This is a genomic window from Vibrio sp. 10N.239.312.D08 (assembly GCF_041466145.1).
Classification (GTDB): domain Bacteria; phylum Pseudomonadota; class Gammaproteobacteria; order Enterobacterales; family Vibrionaceae; genus Vibrio; species Vibrio crassostreae_C.
In genome coordinates this window covers 20002-38223 of sequence record NZ_JBFSSD010000026.1, presented here as the reverse complement: position 1 = coordinate 38223, position 18222 = coordinate 20002, and the positions used below count along the sequence as shown (strand labels likewise).

Below are 18222 nucleotides of genomic sequence, written 5' to 3'. Positions count from 1 at the left end.
TGGCAATTAGGAAGCACCAATGGAAATCTGGAAGTTACTGCTGTTTATCCCCGCTTGTTTTGCGCTCAACATGACTCCGGGCCCAAACAATTTGTTATCAATGAACAACGCCCGTTGTTACGGATTTCAGGCCGCCTTTGTCGCAGGCCTAGGAAGAATCCTCGCTTTTTCTGGCATGATTGCTTTGGCTGCATCTGGCTTAGCGGTTGTGCTTTATACTTCTGAAACGCTGTTTTTCCTGATCAAACTATTTGGCGCGATGTATCTGTTGTGGATCGCGTTCAACCTATGGCGCTCACACGCCAGTCCGGTCGTGGATATCGAACGAAATAAGAATTGGTTTGGTCTGTTTAAACAAGAATTTGCACTCGCTGCTGGCAATCCAAAAGCGATACTCATTTTCACTGCATTCCTTCCTCAATTTGTCGATGTTTCAGCGAACGTAAATACTCAATTCTTTGTTTTAGGTAGCACCTTTCTAGTGTTAGAAATGCTCGCGATATCGATCTACGCGGCATTTGGCTCATACCTCAGAAACTGGTTCTCTAAGCCACAAATGGCAAAACGTTTTAACAAAGCGTGCTCGGTTTTTCTTGCGTTATCTGGCGCAAATTTGTTGGTTATTCGACAGTAAAACATAAGTAACCTAATCTACTCCTCAGGCGTTAGTTAAGTGGCATCTTCGTTAAGGTACTTCGTAAGCCTTTAGGCTGTTGATATATTATTAATAGCACCTTTGAGTTTGCATGCTTAAACTTGAGGTTCGGTTTAAATGAGGTCTATCTATGAATGTTGTTTGTGCGGAAAAACAAGAACTGGCTGATATCTACCAGCTTGAACATGCTTTGTTTGGCGCTCACGCCTATCCGCTGTTTTTCTTTCGTCAGGCCTTTGATTGCTGGGGAAAAGGTTTATTGGTTGCTAAGCAAGACTCAAAGATTGCTGGCTATGCCTTAACGACAACCACAGACAAGCAGAATGAGTTTTGGGTCCTATCATTGGCTGTAGACCAGAATTATCGTGGCATGGGAGTTGGCCGGAAACTGATGCAACAGGCGGTTGAGCAGTTGCCTCGAGATGCTAGGCTTTTGCTCACTGTAGACCCAAATAACACATCGGCTCGTGCGCTTTATGCATCGATGGGGTTCGTTACCATCAAGCAAGAAGACAACTACTTTGGTGATGATGAGCCGAGGTTAGTGATGAAGCTCATCATCTAGATTGTTGCTAACGGTTTTTAACAAAGGCGCTTAACTAAATCAAAGGCTCACACTTCAAAGACAATCTCGTAGCTCTAGGTTAGCATCACGATACCGTGCATTAACACGACACTAGAGGTCAGCCGAGTCCTCATATCAAAGTAGCCATCAGGACCTTGGCTCTGGTTCTCTTCTCTCATCGTCCTTTCAGCTCGCCAAACCGCAATATAACCAAAGATGAGAATCAGAGTTGTCACTAGCTCTTTTTGTTCGCCAAGCAATACTGCCAGCCAAGCGATGAGCACAATCGCGTTGCTTATTAGCAGTGCTTTGTTACTTGATTGGCTTTCAAAGTTTTCGATGCCATTTGCCCACAAGATCCCTGAAAGAAAACTCAAAATTGCCACGCTGTAGGTGATGAACAGCGTTTCACCGCTTATCCCCATAAATTGGCTGTCGGTGAGCGAAAGGAGAAGACCGAATAAAAACGGAATTAACCCCATGTACCCCAGTTTGGCCATGGTGTTACGGGTTTGAGTTGTTGCCATGTAATCCGCCTTCATAACTGCTGCTCAATCGCGTTTTTGAGCGTGGCACTCACTGGAGATGTGGAGCTAGGGAAGGTGGCGACGACTTTACCTTCTTTACTGATCAAGAATTTGTAAAAGTTCCATTTAGGCGTTACGCCCGCTTGCTGTTGTATCTCTGTAAACACGGGGTTGGCGTTGCTACCAGACAGTGAAGCTCGCGCCATCATTGGGAAGGTCACGCCATAGTCTAGGTAACAAACCTTTGCCGCCTTCTCTTCGCTTCCCTTGTCTTGGCGAAAATCATTACTTGGGAAACCGATAACCGTGAAGCCTTGGTCTTTGTAGGTTTGATGAAGTTGCTCGAGTTGCTCAAACTGCGGAGTGAAGCCACATTGGCTCGCTGTATTTACCACCAATAGAGTTTTGCCTTGAAACTCATCGCACAAGGCGATTTCTTCGGTTGAGTTTAACAAGCGCTGTTTGCCATTAAGTATTTCGGGACAGCTCGCTGCAAAGGCGATGGAACTCGTGAGGCTTGTAATCAGTGCGGTTGAGCAAAGTAGTGAACATTTCATAGGGTTGGCTCATTTTAGTTGGCGTAATGGTTATTACTCTTGAGCACGATGAAATGATCACTTTGCGTATTATTTACTGTCTCATTAACTCGCGCTTTTAGTTGTGCTTTTGCTCTCTGAGATAAGATATGGAGCGACCAAGCGACTGATATTCACTTTTGCACCAAGGCGAGCCGCTAATAGATACATGCCACCAATTTTTCGGTGCAGGAACAGCGCATCGGCGGGCGGCGTATGCCAATACTCTTGTTCCATGCTCAAAATGGTGCCTGCTTCACGAAGCCTTTGTGCCAATCCACTGGCTTTGAAGTCGTACTCTTCGTCAACTAACATCGGCTCACAGGCCATCTTCACTAGATTTAGAATCGCTTGGCGTTGTTCGGGAAGAATTGTCTCGCTAAAGAATCCTATTTGCTCTAAAGCTCGGTTGAGCACTTGCTCATCGTTGTTAATGACAGAGGAAAAGGCCAAGCGATAACCCTCGCTGAAGCGGTCACTGTACTCACGGGTTGCTCCGAAATCTAATAAGCCAATTTGTCGGGTGTTTTCAACATAAAGGTAGTTGGCGAAATTGGGATCGGTTTGCACCATCTTAAAATCGAACAACTCTCTGAACAGAAGCTCCAGTAAGCTGTGCATTACAAAGTCACGTGTGCATTGGTCGTAACTTTCGATTTGCTCTATTGAGACGCCCTCAATGAAGTCCATGGCGAGCACCGATTCTGAAGAGACTTGCGGATGAATCTTAGGTACGACGAAGTGAGAGTATTCTTTCAATGCATCATGGTAACGAGTTGCGTAATCAGCTTCGCGAGCATAGTCTGCTTCATCGTGGAGCTGTTTCTTTGCCTCTTCTAACAAGCCTTTGTAGTCGACCGACTTTGGTATCAAGCCAACAATATTGAGCAGCGTGCCCACGTTATCTACATCACTGTCGATACTTTTTCTAATGCCGGGGTATTGGACTTTGACTGCGAGTTTGTCCCCAGCATCACTATAGGCTTGGTGAACTTGTCCGATAGATGCACTGGCGATCGGTTTAAAATTGAAGGACAGGAATTCGGTTTTCCAATGGTTCCCGAGCGAGCTTTCTAACACTTGATTGAGCTGTTTTGTTGGCAGTGGATCGGCATCGGAGCGCAGGCGAGAGAGAATGTCGGCTAACTCTGGTTCTAAGACATCACCCGCATCCATTGATAGCATCTGTCCTAACTTCATAGCCGCACCGCGCAGGTGTGCGAGTTGATCGGTCAGGCGAGCAATGTTTTGTGGCGTTAACAGTAAGTCTTTTGCTTTGGGCCTGTTGCCTTGTGCAATTTGTTTGGTGCCTTCCGTTAGCACGTTACCCGCGACTCTTGTCGCCAACGAAGCGAACTTACTGAATCTAGAAATTCGATGTGTGGGAAGGTTTCTCTCTTTTGCCGACATAAAGGTTCTCTCTGGGAATCAGGGTTGATACCAATCGTAGTAAATAACTGTTCACCCTAGCTTGTTAAAAATCTCGATAAAGTCGTTAGATTTTTTGATTGTAGAATAACTACTTATCTAAAAAATTCGCCTTGTTCTCAAGCTTTTTTCCTGCGCTATTTCTTGACACTTACCTACTGTGATTGGTATGACTACAAAGTTCTATCAATCATTACACAACCGTATGTTTTGTTGTGCTAACTTGTCGCGTGGAACAGTAAACAGAATTAAAAGGACAAAGCATGAAATTTATTTGGTTGAAAGTGGCCGTTACGGTATTGGTGTTCGCAGCCCTATTTGGCATCGTTTACTACAAAGTCGCCAGCGGCATGTCTTAACTCAACACTATTTTGTGCAGCTGTTACCGTTGCAACGTGATTTTCCGGTTAGCCAAAACGAAATCTTATATCGATTTTTGGCAAACCGTAGATAACACCAATCTGCCATTGGCTTAAAAATCGCCCAACGTAACGGGGCATACAGCCAACCCTTTCCTACTAGCTTCCACGCTTGGTAAGTCACGTCTAAACCGAGCAGCAGCTTTCCGTTTTCGTCCAGTGCATGCAAGATTGTATTGGCTGCCTCGGCATCTATTTGCGGGTAGTTTGAAAACGCTTCACTGTAGATATCGACGGTCTGGATCTGATCTTTGGAATCAGACTTAGTCAGTGCTGCCATCTCTTTTGCACAAAGTGGACAGGTTCCATCGTAAAATATCGTTAATGCAGTCATTGTTTTCCTTACTATTTTCGTCAATTCTCATTGATACGACATCACCATTTAGGTGGATCATTCTGCCCAGTTATCCGACACTGTTATTGTGACAACCAATTTACAGTATCATCTCGAGGTAACATCCGTTCCATGCATTTAAAAAATAAGAGCCTATCTCCAATGACAACAAAGTTAATGAACCGTTTGATTATAGCTGTGACAGCCCTGATGCTCAGTGGTTGTGTTAGCTACAGCATTACCGAGCAAGAAATGACGAAGTACCTTGAAGACTCAGTGATGCTAGAACAAGAGGTTGGTGTACAAAGTGTGATGTACGCACAAGTGGCTGTGGATGATCTAGAAGTGCAAATTGGTCGAGCCGATGCACAACGCGTGTCCGTGTTGGCGAATACCAATGCAAAAGTTCAAGTGTTCAATATGCCTAATATGGGGTTGGATTTAGACTTAGAGTTCAGCGCGATTCCCGAATACGACAAGGAGAGTGGCGAGGTGTATCTAAAGTCGCTGCGACTAGAGCGCTTTGAAGAAAAAGGCAAACAGCTTTCGCCTGAAATAGAGACACTACTCAAACCAGCTGTATCGATGATAGGTTTTGCTTTGTCCCAGTCTCCGGTTTACAAACTCGACAGCAACAAGGTTCAAGAGTCGTTGATTAAGTCATCGGAACCCAATCTAGTGATTAAAGACAATAAATTGGTTATCGAATTGTTTGATTAGAGGCTTGTTGTATTAAAGGTTGACTAGTTTTTGCCTGAGTACGGAGTAACTTGTTATTGTGTACTCGGGCTGAGGTTAATTCACTCTTCTGATTGTTGTTCGATAAAAGCCATTAACCAGCAACTTATTTGGTGCTAGGGCATTCAGTCGAGATGTCTCCAAACTGTTGTTTATGAACATTGATTGTCAGATCACTCGGTTTACTCCAATCGATGATTAACTTAAAAACATGTCGTAATCAGAATTTGGCCATTCTGGGATTGGGTCAACGTTATCAAAGCGATGCTTAATCAAAGTAACAAGCACTTCAATGCTGATGTGTTCCCACGCCAGTAAAAGATCTGCATTACGGTATTTATCTAAGAATAACTTCAAAGTCATTCCAACCATATTGTGTGTTGATGGGCATGCCATATTGGATCGCAGTTGGAGCAATGGTTACCAAGGCCGTCATCTGGCTTTTCGGCATGTCGAACAAGAATAATTCGTTGTACTTGATCGTTACTTGTTTTTTCTGCTTCCGCAGTCGCAGTATTACAAGCCATACCTAAGAGTATCGCCAAGAATATTTTTACTTTCATTTTTTACTCGAAATTTATTTAGCACTCCTGCAAGGTTAATAACGATATTTTCCTTAATATCATTTGTACGTGTGTTTAATTTAGAACTCGAATTTTGCTTTTAGGGCAAATACCACATCGGTTTTATTCTGGATTAAATTGATGTTGTCGAAGCCATTGGTCAGATCAACCGCGGTGTGATTCAGAACTTGCACACTTGGAGAAATTTGCAGCCATGGTGTGATTTGAGCTCGGTAATACGCTTCAGTTGTATATTGGTCGTCTAAGTCCAACCCTTGCGTTGTGCTCTCCATTGGGCTTGCCCAGTTAACTGCCAGTCCAAACATGTCTTGGTTTCTCTGTGCAGGAATGTAACCAAAGCCGGCGCTTACTGAGGCGTCATACATGGCTCCGCCATCTTGAGCCCATCCAGCCCTAATGAAAGGCAACCAACGTTCAGCCACTAAACCTGATAGAGACAGGTTGATACCGTAACCTTCATCATCGTTTCCAACTGCGTCACGCTGCCATAGGCTGATATGAGCATTGCTGATGAACAGCATATCTTTACTTGGTGTCCAACCGAGTTCTAAGCTTTTCCAAGTGGCCCCTGTGTCAAAGAGCTCTTTGGCTCCTTCAACTAAGTCAGAAGCGTTGCCTTTAGCATCAAGAATACTGGCCGAGCCATAAATGCTATCTGAGAAAAAACCGCCGGCCATAACACCCAGTGCACCATCAGGCAATCCACCAATCGTTCCACTTCCGGAAGTAAACACACCACTGTTGAAGTCATTCCATGGGCTAGCTAACGCATAAAAATCGGTGTAATCCGTCATGTCTAAGAAACCGGCGTAAACCACCATCTGTTCTTGCAGTAGAGATTGACGCCAAAATAAATGAGTGGTTCTAAAGCCTTGATCACCATATAAGGAGTGAGCAAAACCTAAGTAACCGAGATCGGCCAAACCGTATTCTTTCGGGGAGTTTTCTGTGTATTTATGTCGATGCTCAAACTTGAATACAATTCCGCCTTTGTCTCCATCTTCTGTCTCTATAAGATCCCATTGACCAAAGACTCTTAATGCTCCTGCCGCAGCAGATGCATCCCCAAGAGGATCAATCGCTCCCATACTCAGCATGTTGTAATCCATGCCCAACTGTAAGCCATGCTCTTTTTGAAGGTTTTGCTTGGTTTCATTCCATGAATCGTAATGTGAACGCGAAGTCGAGGACTCTACTGACATTACTTCAGCGGTTGTTGCCCCTGATGCCAATATCAGAGCAATCGTTGACATATTCAAAAGATGTTTCATTTTAACCTCTTAGTAATTACGACCCAGCTTGGTTAATCAAATACGCTGAGTGCAAAAATAATGATGTATCTACTTTAGGATTGGATGACTGAACTTGATTGTTACTTCGCCATAAGTGTTCTCAACTCTAAGCTCTCCCCAGCGAGATTTATCTTGTGATAAAGGTGTTGCTAGACGGAGTGTTGTTTTCAAGGTGCTGCTTTCAAGATCGCCGTCGATATATGTGTATTCCGGATTGAAGGTGAAAAAAGTGCCATCGTCGCCAGTTTTTAACGTTCAGGAATGCCGCAGCAGTACCACCAATCGCGGTTTGGTTGTTGATGCCAAATCCACCGCTTTGGATAAAGTCTTCTTTGTATTCGTATCGGTATTTCACATAGGTTGTTTAGATAAGCCGGAATGATATAAACGTTTAATGGAAACTCAGAATTGCTATTGTCTGACGTGATCAGACAAACTATTTGAACCTTGTTGGTTTTTTTTGAGGTGGAAGTCGTAACCTATGCATGTTCTGTCTATACTCATCACGTCAAAGTGATTGATTTGAAAGTAATAAAGCATTATTTGAATATTGGAGTCATCTATGAATTTCAGCCTCGAGCAACTCTCCACCTTTGTGACGGTTTACGAGCAAAAATCTTTTAGCAAGGCTGCCGCTAAGCTAGATAAACACCGTAGTACCATCGGGCAAGTTGTTGTCAATTTAGAGGATATTCTTGATGTCGCACTCTTTGAGCGCAAAGGTCGCAGTGTTGAAGCAACACAAGAAGGTAAATTACTTTACCGCTATGCCAAGCAAGCCGTTGAGCAGCTAAAAGTCTTTGATAAAATAGCGCTCAACATCTCCCAAGGCGAACCAGAAACCATCAATATCGGTTATCTAAGCTTTATGCCACAGCTCATTTTGGCTGATATCAGAATGCAATTACAAAAAGACTTTCCAGGTTGTCGAGTCAATATGCTGGTCATGAATAAAAAGGAGATTGAGCAGGGGATTGAAGATGGGACACTGCACTTCGGTTTTTTGAATACTCATGAGAGTAGGGCGATGAATAGCTTTCACGCGGTTTACCTAGAAACCCTTACGCTGCTCCCATTCGCAAGTAAAGGCAGTGAACTGAGTAAAACGCCACCAAACGAACTGTTCTCTAAGTTAAAAATATCTAAGCAGTTAATCTTGAAATCATTAATCGATGAAGGGATGGCAGATAAAGTCACCCTTTCTGCTAACTATGAGCTTGTTGACCAACTTGCGCTTGTGATCCAATTGGTTCGGCTAGACTTAGGTTGGGCGTTACTTCCTCGCTCTGTTATTTACTCTGAATTTGTGCAGCAGAATTTAGTTGAGCTCAAGCCTACTGAGATTAAAAAAGGTTTAGAGGTTCCCATTTCTTTATGGAGCCCACATTCTTTACATATTGAAGGGATAAGGGAATCTATCGTTACTGCTGCTAATGAATACATCCAACACGTTTATGATGAATACTTCTAACTTGGGTTTATTAGATGAAAAAACAGCCAGTAAAAATCACTGGCTGTTATGAGGGCATATTAGTGCGCGTTAGGTAGATCGTCTCCAATCGCTTGTCGTAACTTCATCAGTTTCGTTCTTTGCCAGATATTCGTCCTTGATATCTGAATCTCGAACTCTTGATGTTCATCACAAAAGATCGCTGATGGCAATTGGTCATAACTTCCGATCAAATCATCAACTTGCACCTGAGACAAATTGGCGACATCTACGCCGACTTCGCTTACATATGAGGCCAGTTTACTCTCCTGAACTAACGTTGGCGCTTTCGGTTCTTTGACAGATATTTGTTGTCCTGTTTGTTTAAAACTAGACACATCAAATCCCATATCATCGATGCTAGTTGCACTTGTCGTTCCTGAAAACGAACCCGTGAGTAGCAATGCACATATAGCCTTTTTGATCATGATTACCTCACTTTTTTCTATAGTTGCGGATTGCCAGAGGCACCCGAGTCATCGATAGAAATCGTTGGTACTGTTAGGTTTTCCAAGAACTTTTCTTTGCTCAATCCTTCAAATCGCGATTCATCCGATGGTGTGTTACGAATGGGTTGGCCTGCCCATACTTTTTGGAACTCAGCTTCTTTAACCACTTGCTCACCATTTACGATGACATAAGAAATACCGGTTGTTGGATTGCCTTGTTCTTTGGCTTTGTAAGTCGCATTATCGGTTACGTTTTCTGGGTCGAAAATGGTGATATCCGCAACCATGCCTTCTTGCATACGACCACGAACTTTCATTGATTCAACCCCCGCATCACCTAGATGCTTTGCTGCCCAGTAAGACGTTTGAGCAAGTGTGAATAACAATGGTACGCCTTCTTCACGTGCCATACGTAATACTTTGCCTCGAGTACCCGCAGTTCGAGGGTGACCTTGATATTCTGTTGGATCGGCATCCCAAGAATCAGTACCTAAACCTGAATAGATAGAATCTGCTGCAACGGTCATGTTTGGAATTTGTAGCCAGTATTTCATCCAATCTTTACGTGCAGGGCTAAACAGAACCACCAAGTGACCCGGTTCTTCAGCGGCAATGACCAGATACTCTTCTTTGGTCAGATATTTATCGCGTGTTGGGTCGTACATCATTTCTTCATACTTCGCGTTGTACATCCCTTCCACAGACTCCGGTACAAGGAAAGATGAACCAATCGCAGTGGATGCCGCATCATATGGATAGTATTCAGACCACATCACTAAGCCTTTCTCTCGTGCAAGCTTTAGCTTTTCTTCTACTTCCCACCAACCGAAGTCGTTGTTGTGGAGCATCAAAAATGGTAAGTCGAGAAGCATCGCATTGGTAAAGATTTCGTCAAAACCCAGCTGTGCTTCTGGATTTGAAGGGTTAGCGTGAAAACGGGTATGTGATGATACAAATCGGTCCCAGTTTGCTGCGACTTTCATGGACTCGTACATCTCAAATGCCGTCAAACCATCTTTCATATAAGCGGTTGTTGAAGCTAGGTTCAATGCACCTTCTGCAAAGCCTTGATCAAGAACAGAAAGGATTTGGTTCATCTGCTCGATATCAGCTTTGGTCTCAGACCAGCCACTCACACCGTCTTTAGCCGCTTCAGTTCGAAGCGAGCCAAGAATCGTAGTTGCATCATGTGGGCCTGTAATTTTCACTTCAGGATCTAGGATTTGAAGACGAGCTCCTTCGTGGCTGACACCAGTACCGTAGTTCAGTGGCCATTTACCCGCTTTTTCTTCATACCACTCACCGACGCGAATCGCACCGACTTCCAGATCCATACCCGTTGTTACACCATCTAGGGCTGCAAGCTTGATAGATAAACCATCTAGCGAGTGAAAGTGGGTATCAATGAAACCTGGGGCAACCACTTGATTTGTTGCATCGATTGTCTCATCACCGTCGAGTTTTTCTGCCGTGATTTTGATGATTTGACCATCTTTGATCCCGACGTTTAATACAGCATCCAGCATGCTTTCAGGGTCCATCACTCGTCCATTCTCGATAACTAGGTCGTAATCTGCGGCAAAAGCACCTGACGCACCTAGGCACAATGCGATACTAACAAGTCCGCTTATGCGGCCTTTCTTGAATGATTCTTTCATGATTTCTCTCTTTGTTGCTGGAAAGGTTAAAGTGTTTACCTATTTCAGCTGAAATTAATTGTCGTACTGCCGTTTGTATTTCTGGCTTACCTTTGGAAGCTGAGATAATTCTAGCTCAATTTTTATATAACAAAATTTCAGTTTGTCTGATCTAACCCTACAAACTTAAAACTTGAGTTGATGATGAGAGCCTTGGTGTTGGTCTTTAAAAGTGGTTTTCCATTATTTAGACAGAATAGATATTGTTGAGGCATAAAACCAAGATATGAATATCAGCACGATGGCTATCGGTTTGATGGTGATTCAGGCTTTAGACTGGAGTCGCTTTACTTCATCCGTTTATTGAATTCGCTGGGTATCTCACCTTTACTTTACTCTTGTGAGCAAGTCATCGCTTCAGTCATCAAATCATAAGAAAGAAAAGGTGAGCGAACTATGAAGAGTCCAGTAATTGCGGATAACAAACCCGTTAAAGTAGAGCTGACGAAGGGAGAGAAGTATTACTTCTGTACCTGTGGGAAGTCGAAAAACCAACCGTTTTGTGACGGTTCTCATGCCGGTACGGGGTTCAAACCGAAAAGCTTTGTCGCCGAAGAGAGCGGAGACGCCTACCTTTGTCGCTGTAAGTATTCCAACAACCTTCCTTTCTGCGATGGCACTCATAAACAGTTTACTGCGGAACAAATTGGGCAAGAAGGCCCTGAAGTTAACATTCAAGCGACAGCCCCTGATTTATCTCCAGCGGCAACCGCAACCAAAGAAGAGCCTACCGTGGAGTTTATTCATCAGTTAGCGCGTGATGGTTTATCTAAGGTTGGGCATCATGGGCCAATGACCTCTATGGGCGTGCCAAGACATCTATTACCTCACTGGGACGATATTCAAGTGATGGTCGCGCAAATGGCGACTAAGCCTTTGCTAGAAAATGTGCCTGTTGGTACCGAACTGATTATTGGCCCCAAAGCGAAGAAGCCGCTTAAATTGGACATCTCTTTGTTTGTGTCTGATATGAGCTTTGGCTCGCTATCTGAAGAAGCAAAAGTCTCATTGGCGAAAGGTGCCGAACTCGCAGGGACGGGTATCTGCTCCGGTGAGGGCGGTATGTTACCCGAAGAGCAAGCGGCGAACTCTCGCTACTTTTATGAATTAGCCAGTGCTCAGTTTGGTTACGATGAAGCTAAGCTCAAAAACGTTCAAGCCTTCCACTTTAAAGGCGGGCAGGGTGCCAAAACCGGAACGGGCGGGCACTTACCGGGCGCGAAGAACATAGGCAAGATCGCGGAGGTGCGTGGCATTGAAGCGGGCACGGCAGCGATTTCTCCACCCACCTTTGTCGACCTAAACACGGTCGAGGATTTTAAAAAGTTCGCCGACCGTGTTCGAGAGGTGACAGGCGGTATCCCGATTGGCTTTAAGTTAAGTGCCAATCACATCGAAGAAGACATTCAGTTCGCGCTTGATGCCAGTGCCGATTACATCATCTTAGATGGGCGTGGTGGCGGTACAGGGGCGGCGCCAGAAATGTTCCGTGACCATATCAGTGTTCCCACTATTCCAGCACTCGCTCGCACTAGAGCGTATCTCGATAAACAAGGGGTCAGTGACAGAGTCACATTGATCATCACGGGCGGCTTGCGCGTGCCGATGGATTTCGTAAAAGCGATGGCGCTTGGTGCTGATGGTGTCGCTATCTCAAACAGTGCCATGCAGTCGATAGGTTGTGTGGCGGCGAGAATGTGTAACACCAATAATTGCCCTGCTGGTATTGCAACTCAAAAAGCCGATTTACGTCAGCGTTTGAATGTCGAGAAAGCATCGAACCAGCTTAAGAACTTCTTTGAAGCCTCGACAGAATTAATGCAAGTGATGGCGAGGGCATGTGGGCATGATCATTTGAATCAATTTAACCCTCATGATTTGGCAACATGGAATCGCGAAATGGCCGAGCTATCCGGTGTCGCTTACTCTGGTGTCTGTCCATTAAATCACTTTAAGTAAATAATACTTCGATAAAGCACACTCAATGTATTTTGGGTGTGCTGACTTTTTCCTGTGTAATGCCAACCTATGTTAAACCTTTCATAATCAACTGCTTTATAAGTGTTTTTAAACTATTTCCTATATTTTGAAAATATCGCTTTACCTCAAGTTAACTTGAGGTTTTATCATCATCCCCAATCTAAAAACACAATCTATCACCTTGTCGCCTAGTGCAGGTTTTGATGTTATCAAACAGACGTTACGAATCTTCAGTTATGAATTTTGAGCTCCGTAATTGAAGTCATGAGTGCAAAAAGGTGAGAAAAATGAACAAGGATCAACAATGAAAGTATTAGCGATTGGCGCGACCAACAGTACAACATCAATTAATCAACAACTTGCAGCGTACACCGCAGGTTTAGTCGAAGGCGCGCAAGTCGAGGTGCTCGACCTTAATGATTTCGAGATGCCAATTTACAGCGAAAAAAGAGAGCAAGATTCAGGTGTTCATCAACACGCTCAACGCTTTTTTAGCAAGATTGGCGAAGCAGATGCTGTGGTCATCTCTTTTGCAGAGTATAACGGCTCATACACCGCAGCCTTTAAGAATGTGCTTGATTGGACATCACGAATCGACATGAAAGTGTACCAAGGCAAACCTGTTGTGATGCTCTCCACATCACCAGGCCCAGGCGGCGCAAACTCTGTGTTGTCGTCTGCGGTAAATTCGGCACCTTACTTTGATGCAGATGTGAAGGGGTCGATGTCGGTGCCAAGTTTCTACGACAACTTTAATGTAGAAACGGGTGAGATCATCAATGCCGAAATGGCCGAGAGCCTGAAATCGATCATGAGTCAGATTTAGAGAGCGAGAACACCACAATAAAACAAAGCAGCCATGTTCACGATTGCTTTTCATTGCGCCCGTTGTCAAAGTTTAAGGACATTAATTGGTTAAGGTAACAATAGGTCGCTACTCTAAAGTTAAAGTAAGCTTTAAATATTTATGATCTCAAGGATAGTGTCGTAATGAGAAACATCGTATACCTCACCATAGGCCAGTTGGCTGAGCGCAGTGGCGTGGCTCCTTCGGCGTTACGTTTTTACGAAACCAAGGGGTTGATTGCTTCGATTCGTACTAACGGAAATCAGCGCCGTTATCAGTCGGCGATGTTGAGACGAATTGCGTTGATCCAAGTCGCGCAGTCGATAGGCTTCACGCTGGAAGAGATCACCGAAGAATTATCGACACTGCCGATGAACCATACCGCGACTAAGCGAGATTGGGAGCGCGTTGCTAAGAAGTGGCAGGGGCAACTCGACAGTAAAATGGCGCAGATTAAATCGCTACAAGAGAACTTAACCGGCTGTATCGGTTGCGGATGCTTGAGTATGCAAAAGTGCAACTTGCTAAATCCTGATGATATCTTGCATGACCAAGGGCAGGGCGCACAACGAATTGTTGAACAGACTAACTGAGTTCCCGAAAGGCATGGAACAGCGAACTAAGTTTCAGGTGTTTGCTCAATGGGTTAAGCAACAGTTGTGACCGAATAGCGTGCCTAGACAAACACGAATTATAGGTCTAGTTTAGGTGGTTCTTTCAATAAAAGAAGAGGTTAGTTATGTTCAGCCATGTTTTTCTCGGTACCGAAGATATTGAACGCGCGAAGGCTTTTTATGACCCAATCATGAAGGTGCTTGGTTATAGCGAAGGCTCTGTTGATCCCAAAGGCTCTGTTGATCCCAAAGGGCGCTGTGTTTACGTTAGCCAAACGGGTGTGTTGGGCTTAACGAAGCCGATTGATGGTCAGCCAGCGACTCACGGCAACGGTATGACGGTGGGTTTTCTTGCATCCTCTCCTGCAGTTGTAGATGAGTGGCATCGGATTGGCGTCGAAAATGGCGGTACCAGCATTGAAAATGGGCCCGGAGCAAGAGGTTCTGACGAGCGTCGCTTGTACATGGCTTATTTGCGAGATCCTGATGGAAACAAGATTTGTGCAACGCACTTTATGCCGTAGTTTACGTTATGCCATCGTTCATTTTATGCCACAGTGGCGTATACTTAGATCATATTGATGGTTCGGAGTTGGCTAAGTTGCGGCTCTGGACTTGTTAGCTTCCCGATAACTCAAAATTTTGCAAAGGACTGGCTAGATGAAACCGAACGAACTGTTTTATGAAAGTTTTGAGCGCTGCCGGATTGACCAAGAATTTCTCGAAACGTTTTTGGCGGATTTTTGCGAGCATAACCCAAGGTTTTCAGAACGTTTTGAAAATATAGGGTTAGAGCAACAAACCAAGATGCTTAAAGCCTCGATCATTCTTATCTATAACTCTGCTGGTCTACCAAGCGTGCGTAACTCAGTAAAGAAATTGGGTAAAAGGCATAAAGACCTAGGGCTGGATATTTCCGAGATTGAGCTCAACGAGTGGTTCAATTCGTTACTCAATACAGTTAAAAAATATGACCCTCACTACGATGAAAGCGTCGAACAAGCTTGGACAGAAACTCTCGAGGCCGGCTTAACTATCATGAAGAAAGAGTGCGTAGTTCCAAACACTGTGAATAACTAGGTCGTTGATGGGTAGTTTTGCTTGTTCGTTAGTTAAAACCGGCATTAACTCTTGAAAGATTGACATTGTCAGGTAAGCCTAACGATATCAGGCTTACCTCTTATTGTTTGACTAGAAATGAGCAGCCCAACCAATCAGGAACCCTTGCGATGCGGTATCGTATTCAAAGGTCCCCTTGTTTTCGTAATCAACCCAGGTCGATTTGTAGGCAACATTTAAGTCAGACCAACTGTTTATCTGGTATCGCACGCCAGTTAACAGAGATGAGGTAAAGTTGGTGTCACTACCAAGCCCTGCATCAATGGTTGCGTGAAACTTCCAATCCTTATTGATCTGCGTAATCCATCTCACACCTACTTGGTAGTCAACCCAATCTTCATCAAGTGATCGGTCGACACTTAACCTACCACCTGAACCGTAAAGCTTGGTATCAATGTCGTTATCCCACCAACGAAGCCCAAACAGATAATCAATCGTGCCAAAATCGTATTGGTAGCGCTTAAAACCCTTCACATCTAAAACACCTTGTCGGATATCAAGGTTGCCTCTTAATAACTCTGCGTTGGATCCTAATACCGAGTTTGTTTTTCCGCTTAGTTTCATGAAGCTGTAGTCAATGTAATAGCCCCATTGATTGTCATAGTCACCCTCTAAACGCACCATTGCGGTCATATCAAGATGATCCATGATGAATGAAGGATCAACATCAACATCTGCTGACAAATTACCAATGGTGCTGTCTCCACGAATATTGAGTGCGAGCGCGTAGATTTCGAAACTATGTTGCCACTTTTTTGTATCCATCGGTGTACTTGCTTCTTGCGCACTTACGGTTGAACTAGCCATTAATACTGATGCGATTAGGTAACGCCATTTAGCCATATCGATATCCTTATCTTTTGTGTGAAGTAGCAAGTTTATGAATGTGCCTTCCGGGGGGCAATTTTCATATATGCAACTTGTATATTGCTGATTGTAGACTATGTTTTTTGAAATGAGCCAAGTTAAAAGAGTTAGGGTATGAAGCCACAGAGTATTTTCTTGTTCGTTGCAGTTTTAGGTTTAACACCTATTGCACTGTCTTATGGTTATGCCCCCGTAGTCTCTCTTGACTATCTATTTGGTATCGACGCCACACCCATCAACGTTACTCATATCTTTCGTGCAGTGATGGGGCTTTACTTGGCTCTGGCGTTGTTTTGGGTGTTTGGCGCACTGTTCAAAAAGTATCGACTGCCAGCGCTCTATAGTTTGGTGGTATTCATGTTGGGTTTAGCTGCCGGACGAGTCATCAGTTTGGTGGTGGATGGCATGCCGCATTGGCTACTTTTTGTTTATCTAATATTGGAGTTGGGCTTTGGTTTAGTTGGTTTAAAAATGATTCATAAAGAGCAATCTGAAACAGTATAAGGACATTCTATGAAAAGGATTTTCCACCTTGTTGTGATGAGTGTGTTGAGTAGCTTTTCGCTATCGGCATGGTCAGCACAAGAGCAACCGAATATTTTTGTTATCTTCACGGATGATATTGGGATATCAAACCTGAGTGCTTATCACAATGGTGTGATGAGCAGCGAAACACCGAACATCGATAGTATTGCTGAAAAGGGCATGCTACTGACCGATTATTACGCTCAACCCTCTTGTACGGCGGGTCGTTCTGCATTCTTAACGGGTCAACTCCCTGTTCGAACAGGCATGCACTCAGTCGGATTGCCAGGTGGCCCAGTTGGTTTAAGTGCCGACACGCCAACGCTTCCTGAGATTCTTAAAACCATGGGTTATGTTACGGGTCAGTTTGGTAAAAACCATCTTGGTGATCGAGATGAATTCCTACCGACAATGCACGGTTTTGATGAGTATTGGGGTTGGTTGTATCACTTGAATGCAATGGAATACACAGAAGATCCAGATTGGCCAAAAGATGGATCTTTGGATGCCTTTGCACCTCGTAATGTCATTTACGCAAGATCAGATGGCAAAGGTGGTCAAACGATCGAAGATGATGGAGCATTGTCGATTGAGCGTATGCGTACACTCGATGATGAAGTGAATAAACACGCGATCAACTTCATCGAAAGGGCGGTTGAAGCGGATAAGCCATTCTTTACTTGGTACTGTCCATCACGTGGTCACGTTTGGACGCACCTGTCACCTGAATACGAAGCCATGCTTGGCCAAAACGGTTGGGGACTTCAAGAAGTGGTCATGAAAGATCTTGATGACCATGTTGGTGAGATGATGGCGAAAATGGAAGAACTCGGTATTGCCGACAATACCATTATTATTTTCACTGCCGATAACGGCCCAGAGATCATGACGTGGCCAGATGGTGGTATGACACCATTCCATGGCGAAAAAGGCACAACTTGGGAAGGTGGTGTTCGCGCTCCTGCACTGGTTAGCTGGCCGGGTAAAATCCCAGCGGGTACTGTAGGCAATGGCATCTTTGATGGTATGGACTGGTTACCCACTCTGGTCGCTGCGGCTGGTGGTCCAACGGATCTAAAAGAGAAAATGTTGAAAGGTCACGATGGCTTTAAAGCGCACCTTGATGGTTACAACCAAGTGGACATGCTGACAGAGAAAGGCGAGTCGAATCGTAAAGAGATCTACTACTACGAACGAGACAAGCTACAAGCGGTTCGTATTGGCGATTGGAAGGCGCACTTTGTGGTCCAAAACCATGGCTGGAGTGGTCCGAAAGAAGAGCTAAACGCACCATTGCTGTTTAACTTACGTCGTGACCCATACGAGCGAGCGGCAGAAGAGTCCGGCATGTACTTGAAATGGATGGGGCAGAAAATGTGGGCATTTGGTCCTGCTCAAGCTGCTGTACAACAACATCTAGCAACCTTCCAAGAGTGGCCCCCAGTGACACCAGATTTACCAGCTGAGAAAACAGGTGGTGTGGGTAATTAATTCGCACTTGTCTCAAGTCGTTGGGGC

Annotated in this window: 21 protein-coding genes; 12 read left to right on the top strand and 9 right to left on the bottom strand. The window is 44.4% G+C overall.

What is annotated here, in order from left to right; translation table 11 throughout:
• Window positions 1-19: 19 nt before the first annotated feature.
• Together AB6D58_RS14670 and AB6D58_RS14665 are read left to right on the top strand one after the other, a co-directional pair.
• Window positions 20-634 (top strand): LysE family translocator, encoded by a 615-nt coding sequence (locus AB6D58_RS14670; RefSeq protein ID WP_372157642.1) that lies wholly within the window; start codon window positions 20-22, stop codon window positions 632-634.
• Window positions 635-785: 151 nt separating this feature from the next.
• Window positions 786-1220, top strand: a complete 435-nt coding sequence (locus AB6D58_RS14665; protein WP_017062214.1) for an N-acetyltransferase — start codon at window positions 786-788, stop codon at window positions 1218-1220.
• Window positions 1221-1294: 74 nt separating this feature from the next.
• On the opposite strand, the gene AB6D58_RS14660 is transcribed toward AB6D58_RS14665, so the two are convergent.
• From AB6D58_RS14660 to AB6D58_RS14645, 4 genes are all read right to left on the bottom strand, one after another.
• Window positions 1295-1762 carry a DUF3429 domain-containing protein gene (locus tag AB6D58_RS14660; RefSeq protein WP_017062213.1) on the bottom strand — a complete coding sequence of 156 codons (468 nt, stop codon included), beginning with the start codon at window positions 1760-1762 and terminating at the stop codon, window positions 1295-1297.
• Complete coding sequence (locus AB6D58_RS14655; protein WP_102393681.1) at window positions 1759-2304, bottom strand: glutathione peroxidase; 546 nt, start codon at window positions 2302-2304, stop codon at window positions 1759-1761. Before AB6D58_RS14655 ends, AB6D58_RS14660 begins: the two co-directional genes overlap by 4 nt.
• Window positions 2305-2388: 84 nt before the next feature.
• Window positions 2389-3732, bottom strand: a complete 1344-nt coding sequence (locus tag AB6D58_RS14650; protein WP_372125880.1) for an ABC1 kinase family protein — start codon at window positions 3730-3732, stop codon at window positions 2389-2391.
• A 384-nt stretch (window positions 3733-4116) separates the two neighbouring features.
• Window positions 4117-4503 carry a thiol-disulfide oxidoreductase DCC family protein gene (locus AB6D58_RS14645; protein WP_017062190.1) on the bottom strand — a complete coding sequence of 129 codons (387 nt, stop codon included), beginning with the start codon at window positions 4501-4503 and terminating at the stop codon, window positions 4117-4119.
• Between the two features lie 162 nt (window positions 4504-4665).
• Between AB6D58_RS14645 and AB6D58_RS14640 the strand changes: the two genes are divergently transcribed.
• A complete protein-coding gene (locus tag AB6D58_RS14640; protein WP_017065247.1) occupies window positions 4666-5223 on the top strand; it encodes a DUF1439 domain-containing protein in 558 nt (185 codons plus the stop codon).
• 216 nt (window positions 5224-5439) lie between these two features.
• Here the strand turns inward: AB6D58_RS14640 and AB6D58_RS14635 are convergent, their stop codons facing one another.
• Both AB6D58_RS14635 and AB6D58_RS14630 read right to left on the bottom strand, forming a co-directional pair.
• Window positions 5440-5598: a hypothetical protein gene (locus AB6D58_RS14635; RefSeq protein ID WP_372050963.1), complete on the bottom strand. Its 159-nt coding sequence runs from the start codon at window positions 5596-5598 to the stop codon at window positions 5440-5442.
• A gap of 286 nt (window positions 5599-5884) precedes the next feature.
• Window positions 5885-7096 carry a carbohydrate porin gene (locus AB6D58_RS14630; protein WP_017039122.1) on the bottom strand — a complete coding sequence of 404 codons (1212 nt, stop codon included), beginning with the start codon at window positions 7094-7096 and terminating at the stop codon, window positions 5885-5887.
• 250 nt (window positions 7097-7346) lie between these two features.
• Here AB6D58_RS14630 and AB6D58_RS14625 point away from each other — a divergent pair, with 250 nt between their 5' ends.
• Together AB6D58_RS14625 and AB6D58_RS14620 are read left to right on the top strand one after the other, a co-directional pair.
• On the top strand, window positions 7347-7499 hold the full coding sequence (locus AB6D58_RS14625) for a hypothetical protein (RefSeq protein ID WP_158008372.1): 153 nt from the start codon (window positions 7347-7349) through the stop codon (window positions 7497-7499).
• A gap of 180 nt (window positions 7500-7679) precedes the next feature.
• Window positions 7680-8588 (top strand): LysR family transcriptional regulator, encoded by a 909-nt coding sequence (locus tag AB6D58_RS14620; RefSeq protein ID WP_372072970.1) that lies wholly within the window; start codon window positions 7680-7682, stop codon window positions 8586-8588.
• Window positions 8589-8647: 59 nt separating this feature from the next.
• Here the strand turns inward: AB6D58_RS14620 and AB6D58_RS14615 are convergent, their stop codons facing one another.
• Window positions 8648-9034: a hypothetical protein gene (locus tag AB6D58_RS14615; protein ID WP_017071821.1), complete on the bottom strand. Its 387-nt coding sequence runs from the start codon at window positions 9032-9034 to the stop codon at window positions 8648-8650.
• Window positions 9035-9051: 17 nt separating this feature from the next.
• Complete coding sequence (locus AB6D58_RS14610) at window positions 9052-10713, bottom strand: amidohydrolase family protein (protein ID WP_372157641.1); 1662 nt, start codon at window positions 10711-10713, stop codon at window positions 9052-9054.
• A gap of 435 nt (window positions 10714-11148) precedes the next feature.
• On the opposite strand from AB6D58_RS14610, the gene AB6D58_RS14605 reads away from it, so the two are divergent.
• The 5 genes from AB6D58_RS14605 (at window position 11149) to AB6D58_RS14585 (ending at window position 15273) form a co-directional block, all read left to right on the top strand.
• Complete coding sequence (locus AB6D58_RS14605; protein ID WP_372157640.1) at window positions 11149-12711, top strand: glutamate synthase-related protein; 1563 nt, start codon at window positions 11149-11151, stop codon at window positions 12709-12711.
• Between the two features lie 325 nt (window positions 12712-13036).
• Window positions 13037-13558: an NADPH-dependent FMN reductase gene (locus AB6D58_RS14600; RefSeq protein WP_372157639.1), complete on the top strand. Its 522-nt coding sequence runs from the start codon at window positions 13037-13039 to the stop codon at window positions 13556-13558.
• A gap of 164 nt (window positions 13559-13722) precedes the next feature.
• A complete protein-coding gene (gene soxR / locus AB6D58_RS14595; protein ID WP_017062186.1) occupies window positions 13723-14172 on the top strand; it encodes a redox-sensitive transcriptional activator SoxR in 450 nt (149 codons plus the stop codon).
• Window positions 14173-14318: 146 nt separating this feature from the next.
• Window positions 14319-14717: a VOC family protein gene (locus AB6D58_RS14590; protein ID WP_372157638.1), complete on the top strand. Its 399-nt coding sequence runs from the start codon at window positions 14319-14321 to the stop codon at window positions 14715-14717.
• Window positions 14718-14853: 136 nt separating this feature from the next.
• The gene (locus AB6D58_RS14585) at window positions 14854-15273 is read left to right on the top strand and encodes a globin (RefSeq protein WP_017071826.1); all 420 of its coding nucleotides are present in this window, start codon (window positions 14854-14856) and stop codon (window positions 15271-15273) included.
• 111 nt (window positions 15274-15384) lie between these two features.
• Here AB6D58_RS14585 and AB6D58_RS14580 read toward each other — a convergent pair whose 3' ends face one another.
• Complete coding sequence (locus AB6D58_RS14580; RefSeq protein ID WP_102320542.1) at window positions 15385-16155, bottom strand: DUF481 domain-containing protein; 771 nt, start codon at window positions 16153-16155, stop codon at window positions 15385-15387.
• 138 nt (window positions 16156-16293) lie between these two features.
• Here AB6D58_RS14580 and AB6D58_RS14575 point away from each other — a divergent pair, with 138 nt between their 5' ends.
• Complete coding sequence (locus AB6D58_RS14575) at window positions 16294-16683, top strand: DUF4345 domain-containing protein (protein WP_017071827.1); 390 nt, start codon at window positions 16294-16296, stop codon at window positions 16681-16683.
• A gap of 9 nt (window positions 16684-16692) precedes the next feature.
• On the top strand, window positions 16693-18195 hold the full coding sequence (locus tag AB6D58_RS14570) for an arylsulfatase (protein WP_108093737.1): 1503 nt from the start codon (window positions 16693-16695) through the stop codon (window positions 18193-18195).
• The last annotated feature ends 27 nt before the right edge of the window (window positions 18196-18222 follow it).

Coding starts and splice junctions, on each gene's coding strand:
- AB6D58_RS14630 (WP_017039122.1), bottom strand. CDS start 7,096: ATGAAACATCTTTTGAATATGTCAACGATTGCTCTGATATTGGCATCA.
- AB6D58_RS14580 (WP_102320542.1), bottom strand. CDS start 16,155: ATGGCTAAATGGCGTTACCTAATCGCATCAGTATTAATGGCTAGTTCA.
- AB6D58_RS14605 (WP_372157640.1), top strand. CDS start 11,149: ATGAAGAGTCCAGTAATTGCGGATAACAAACCCGTTAAAGTAGAGCTG.
- AB6D58_RS14655 (WP_102393681.1), bottom strand. CDS start 2,304: ATGAAATGTTCACTACTTTGCTCAACCGCACTGATTACAAGCCTCACG.
- AB6D58_RS14585 (WP_017071826.1), top strand. CDS start 14,854: ATGAAACCGAACGAACTGTTTTATGAAAGTTTTGAGCGCTGCCGGATT.
- AB6D58_RS14570 (WP_108093737.1), top strand. CDS start 16,693: ATGAAAAGGATTTTCCACCTTGTTGTGATGAGTGTGTTGAGTAGCTTT.
- AB6D58_RS14640 (WP_017065247.1), top strand. CDS start 4,666: ATGACAACAAAGTTAATGAACCGTTTGATTATAGCTGTGACAGCCCTG.
- AB6D58_RS14660 (WP_017062213.1), bottom strand. CDS start 1,762: ATGAAGGCGGATTACATGGCAACAACTCAAACCCGTAACACCATGGCC.
- AB6D58_RS14575 (WP_017071827.1), top strand. CDS start 16,294: ATGAAGCCACAGAGTATTTTCTTGTTCGTTGCAGTTTTAGGTTTAACA.
- AB6D58_RS14590 (WP_372157638.1), top strand. CDS start 14,319: ATGTTCAGCCATGTTTTTCTCGGTACCGAAGATATTGAACGCGCGAAG.
- soxR (WP_017062186.1), top strand. CDS start 13,723: ATGAGAAACATCGTATACCTCACCATAGGCCAGTTGGCTGAGCGCAGT.
- AB6D58_RS14665 (WP_017062214.1), top strand. CDS start 786: ATGAATGTTGTTTGTGCGGAAAAACAAGAACTGGCTGATATCTACCAG.
- AB6D58_RS14645 (WP_017062190.1), bottom strand. CDS start 4,503: ATGACTGCATTAACGATATTTTACGATGGAACCTGTCCACTTTGTGCA.
- AB6D58_RS14610 (WP_372157641.1), bottom strand. CDS start 10,713: ATGAAAGAATCATTCAAGAAAGGCCGCATAAGCGGACTTGTTAGTATC.
- AB6D58_RS14670 (WP_372157642.1), top strand. CDS start 20: ATGGAAATCTGGAAGTTACTGCTGTTTATCCCCGCTTGTTTTGCGCTC.
- AB6D58_RS14620 (WP_372072970.1), top strand. CDS start 7,680: ATGAATTTCAGCCTCGAGCAACTCTCCACCTTTGTGACGGTTTACGAG.
- AB6D58_RS14600 (WP_372157639.1), top strand. CDS start 13,037: ATGAAAGTATTAGCGATTGGCGCGACCAACAGTACAACATCAATTAAT.
- AB6D58_RS14650 (WP_372125880.1), bottom strand. CDS start 3,732: ATGTCGGCAAAAGAGAGAAACCTTCCCACACATCGAATTTCTAGATTC.
- AB6D58_RS14615 (WP_017071821.1), bottom strand. CDS start 9,034: ATGATCAAAAAGGCTATATGTGCATTGCTACTCACGGGTTCGTTTTCA.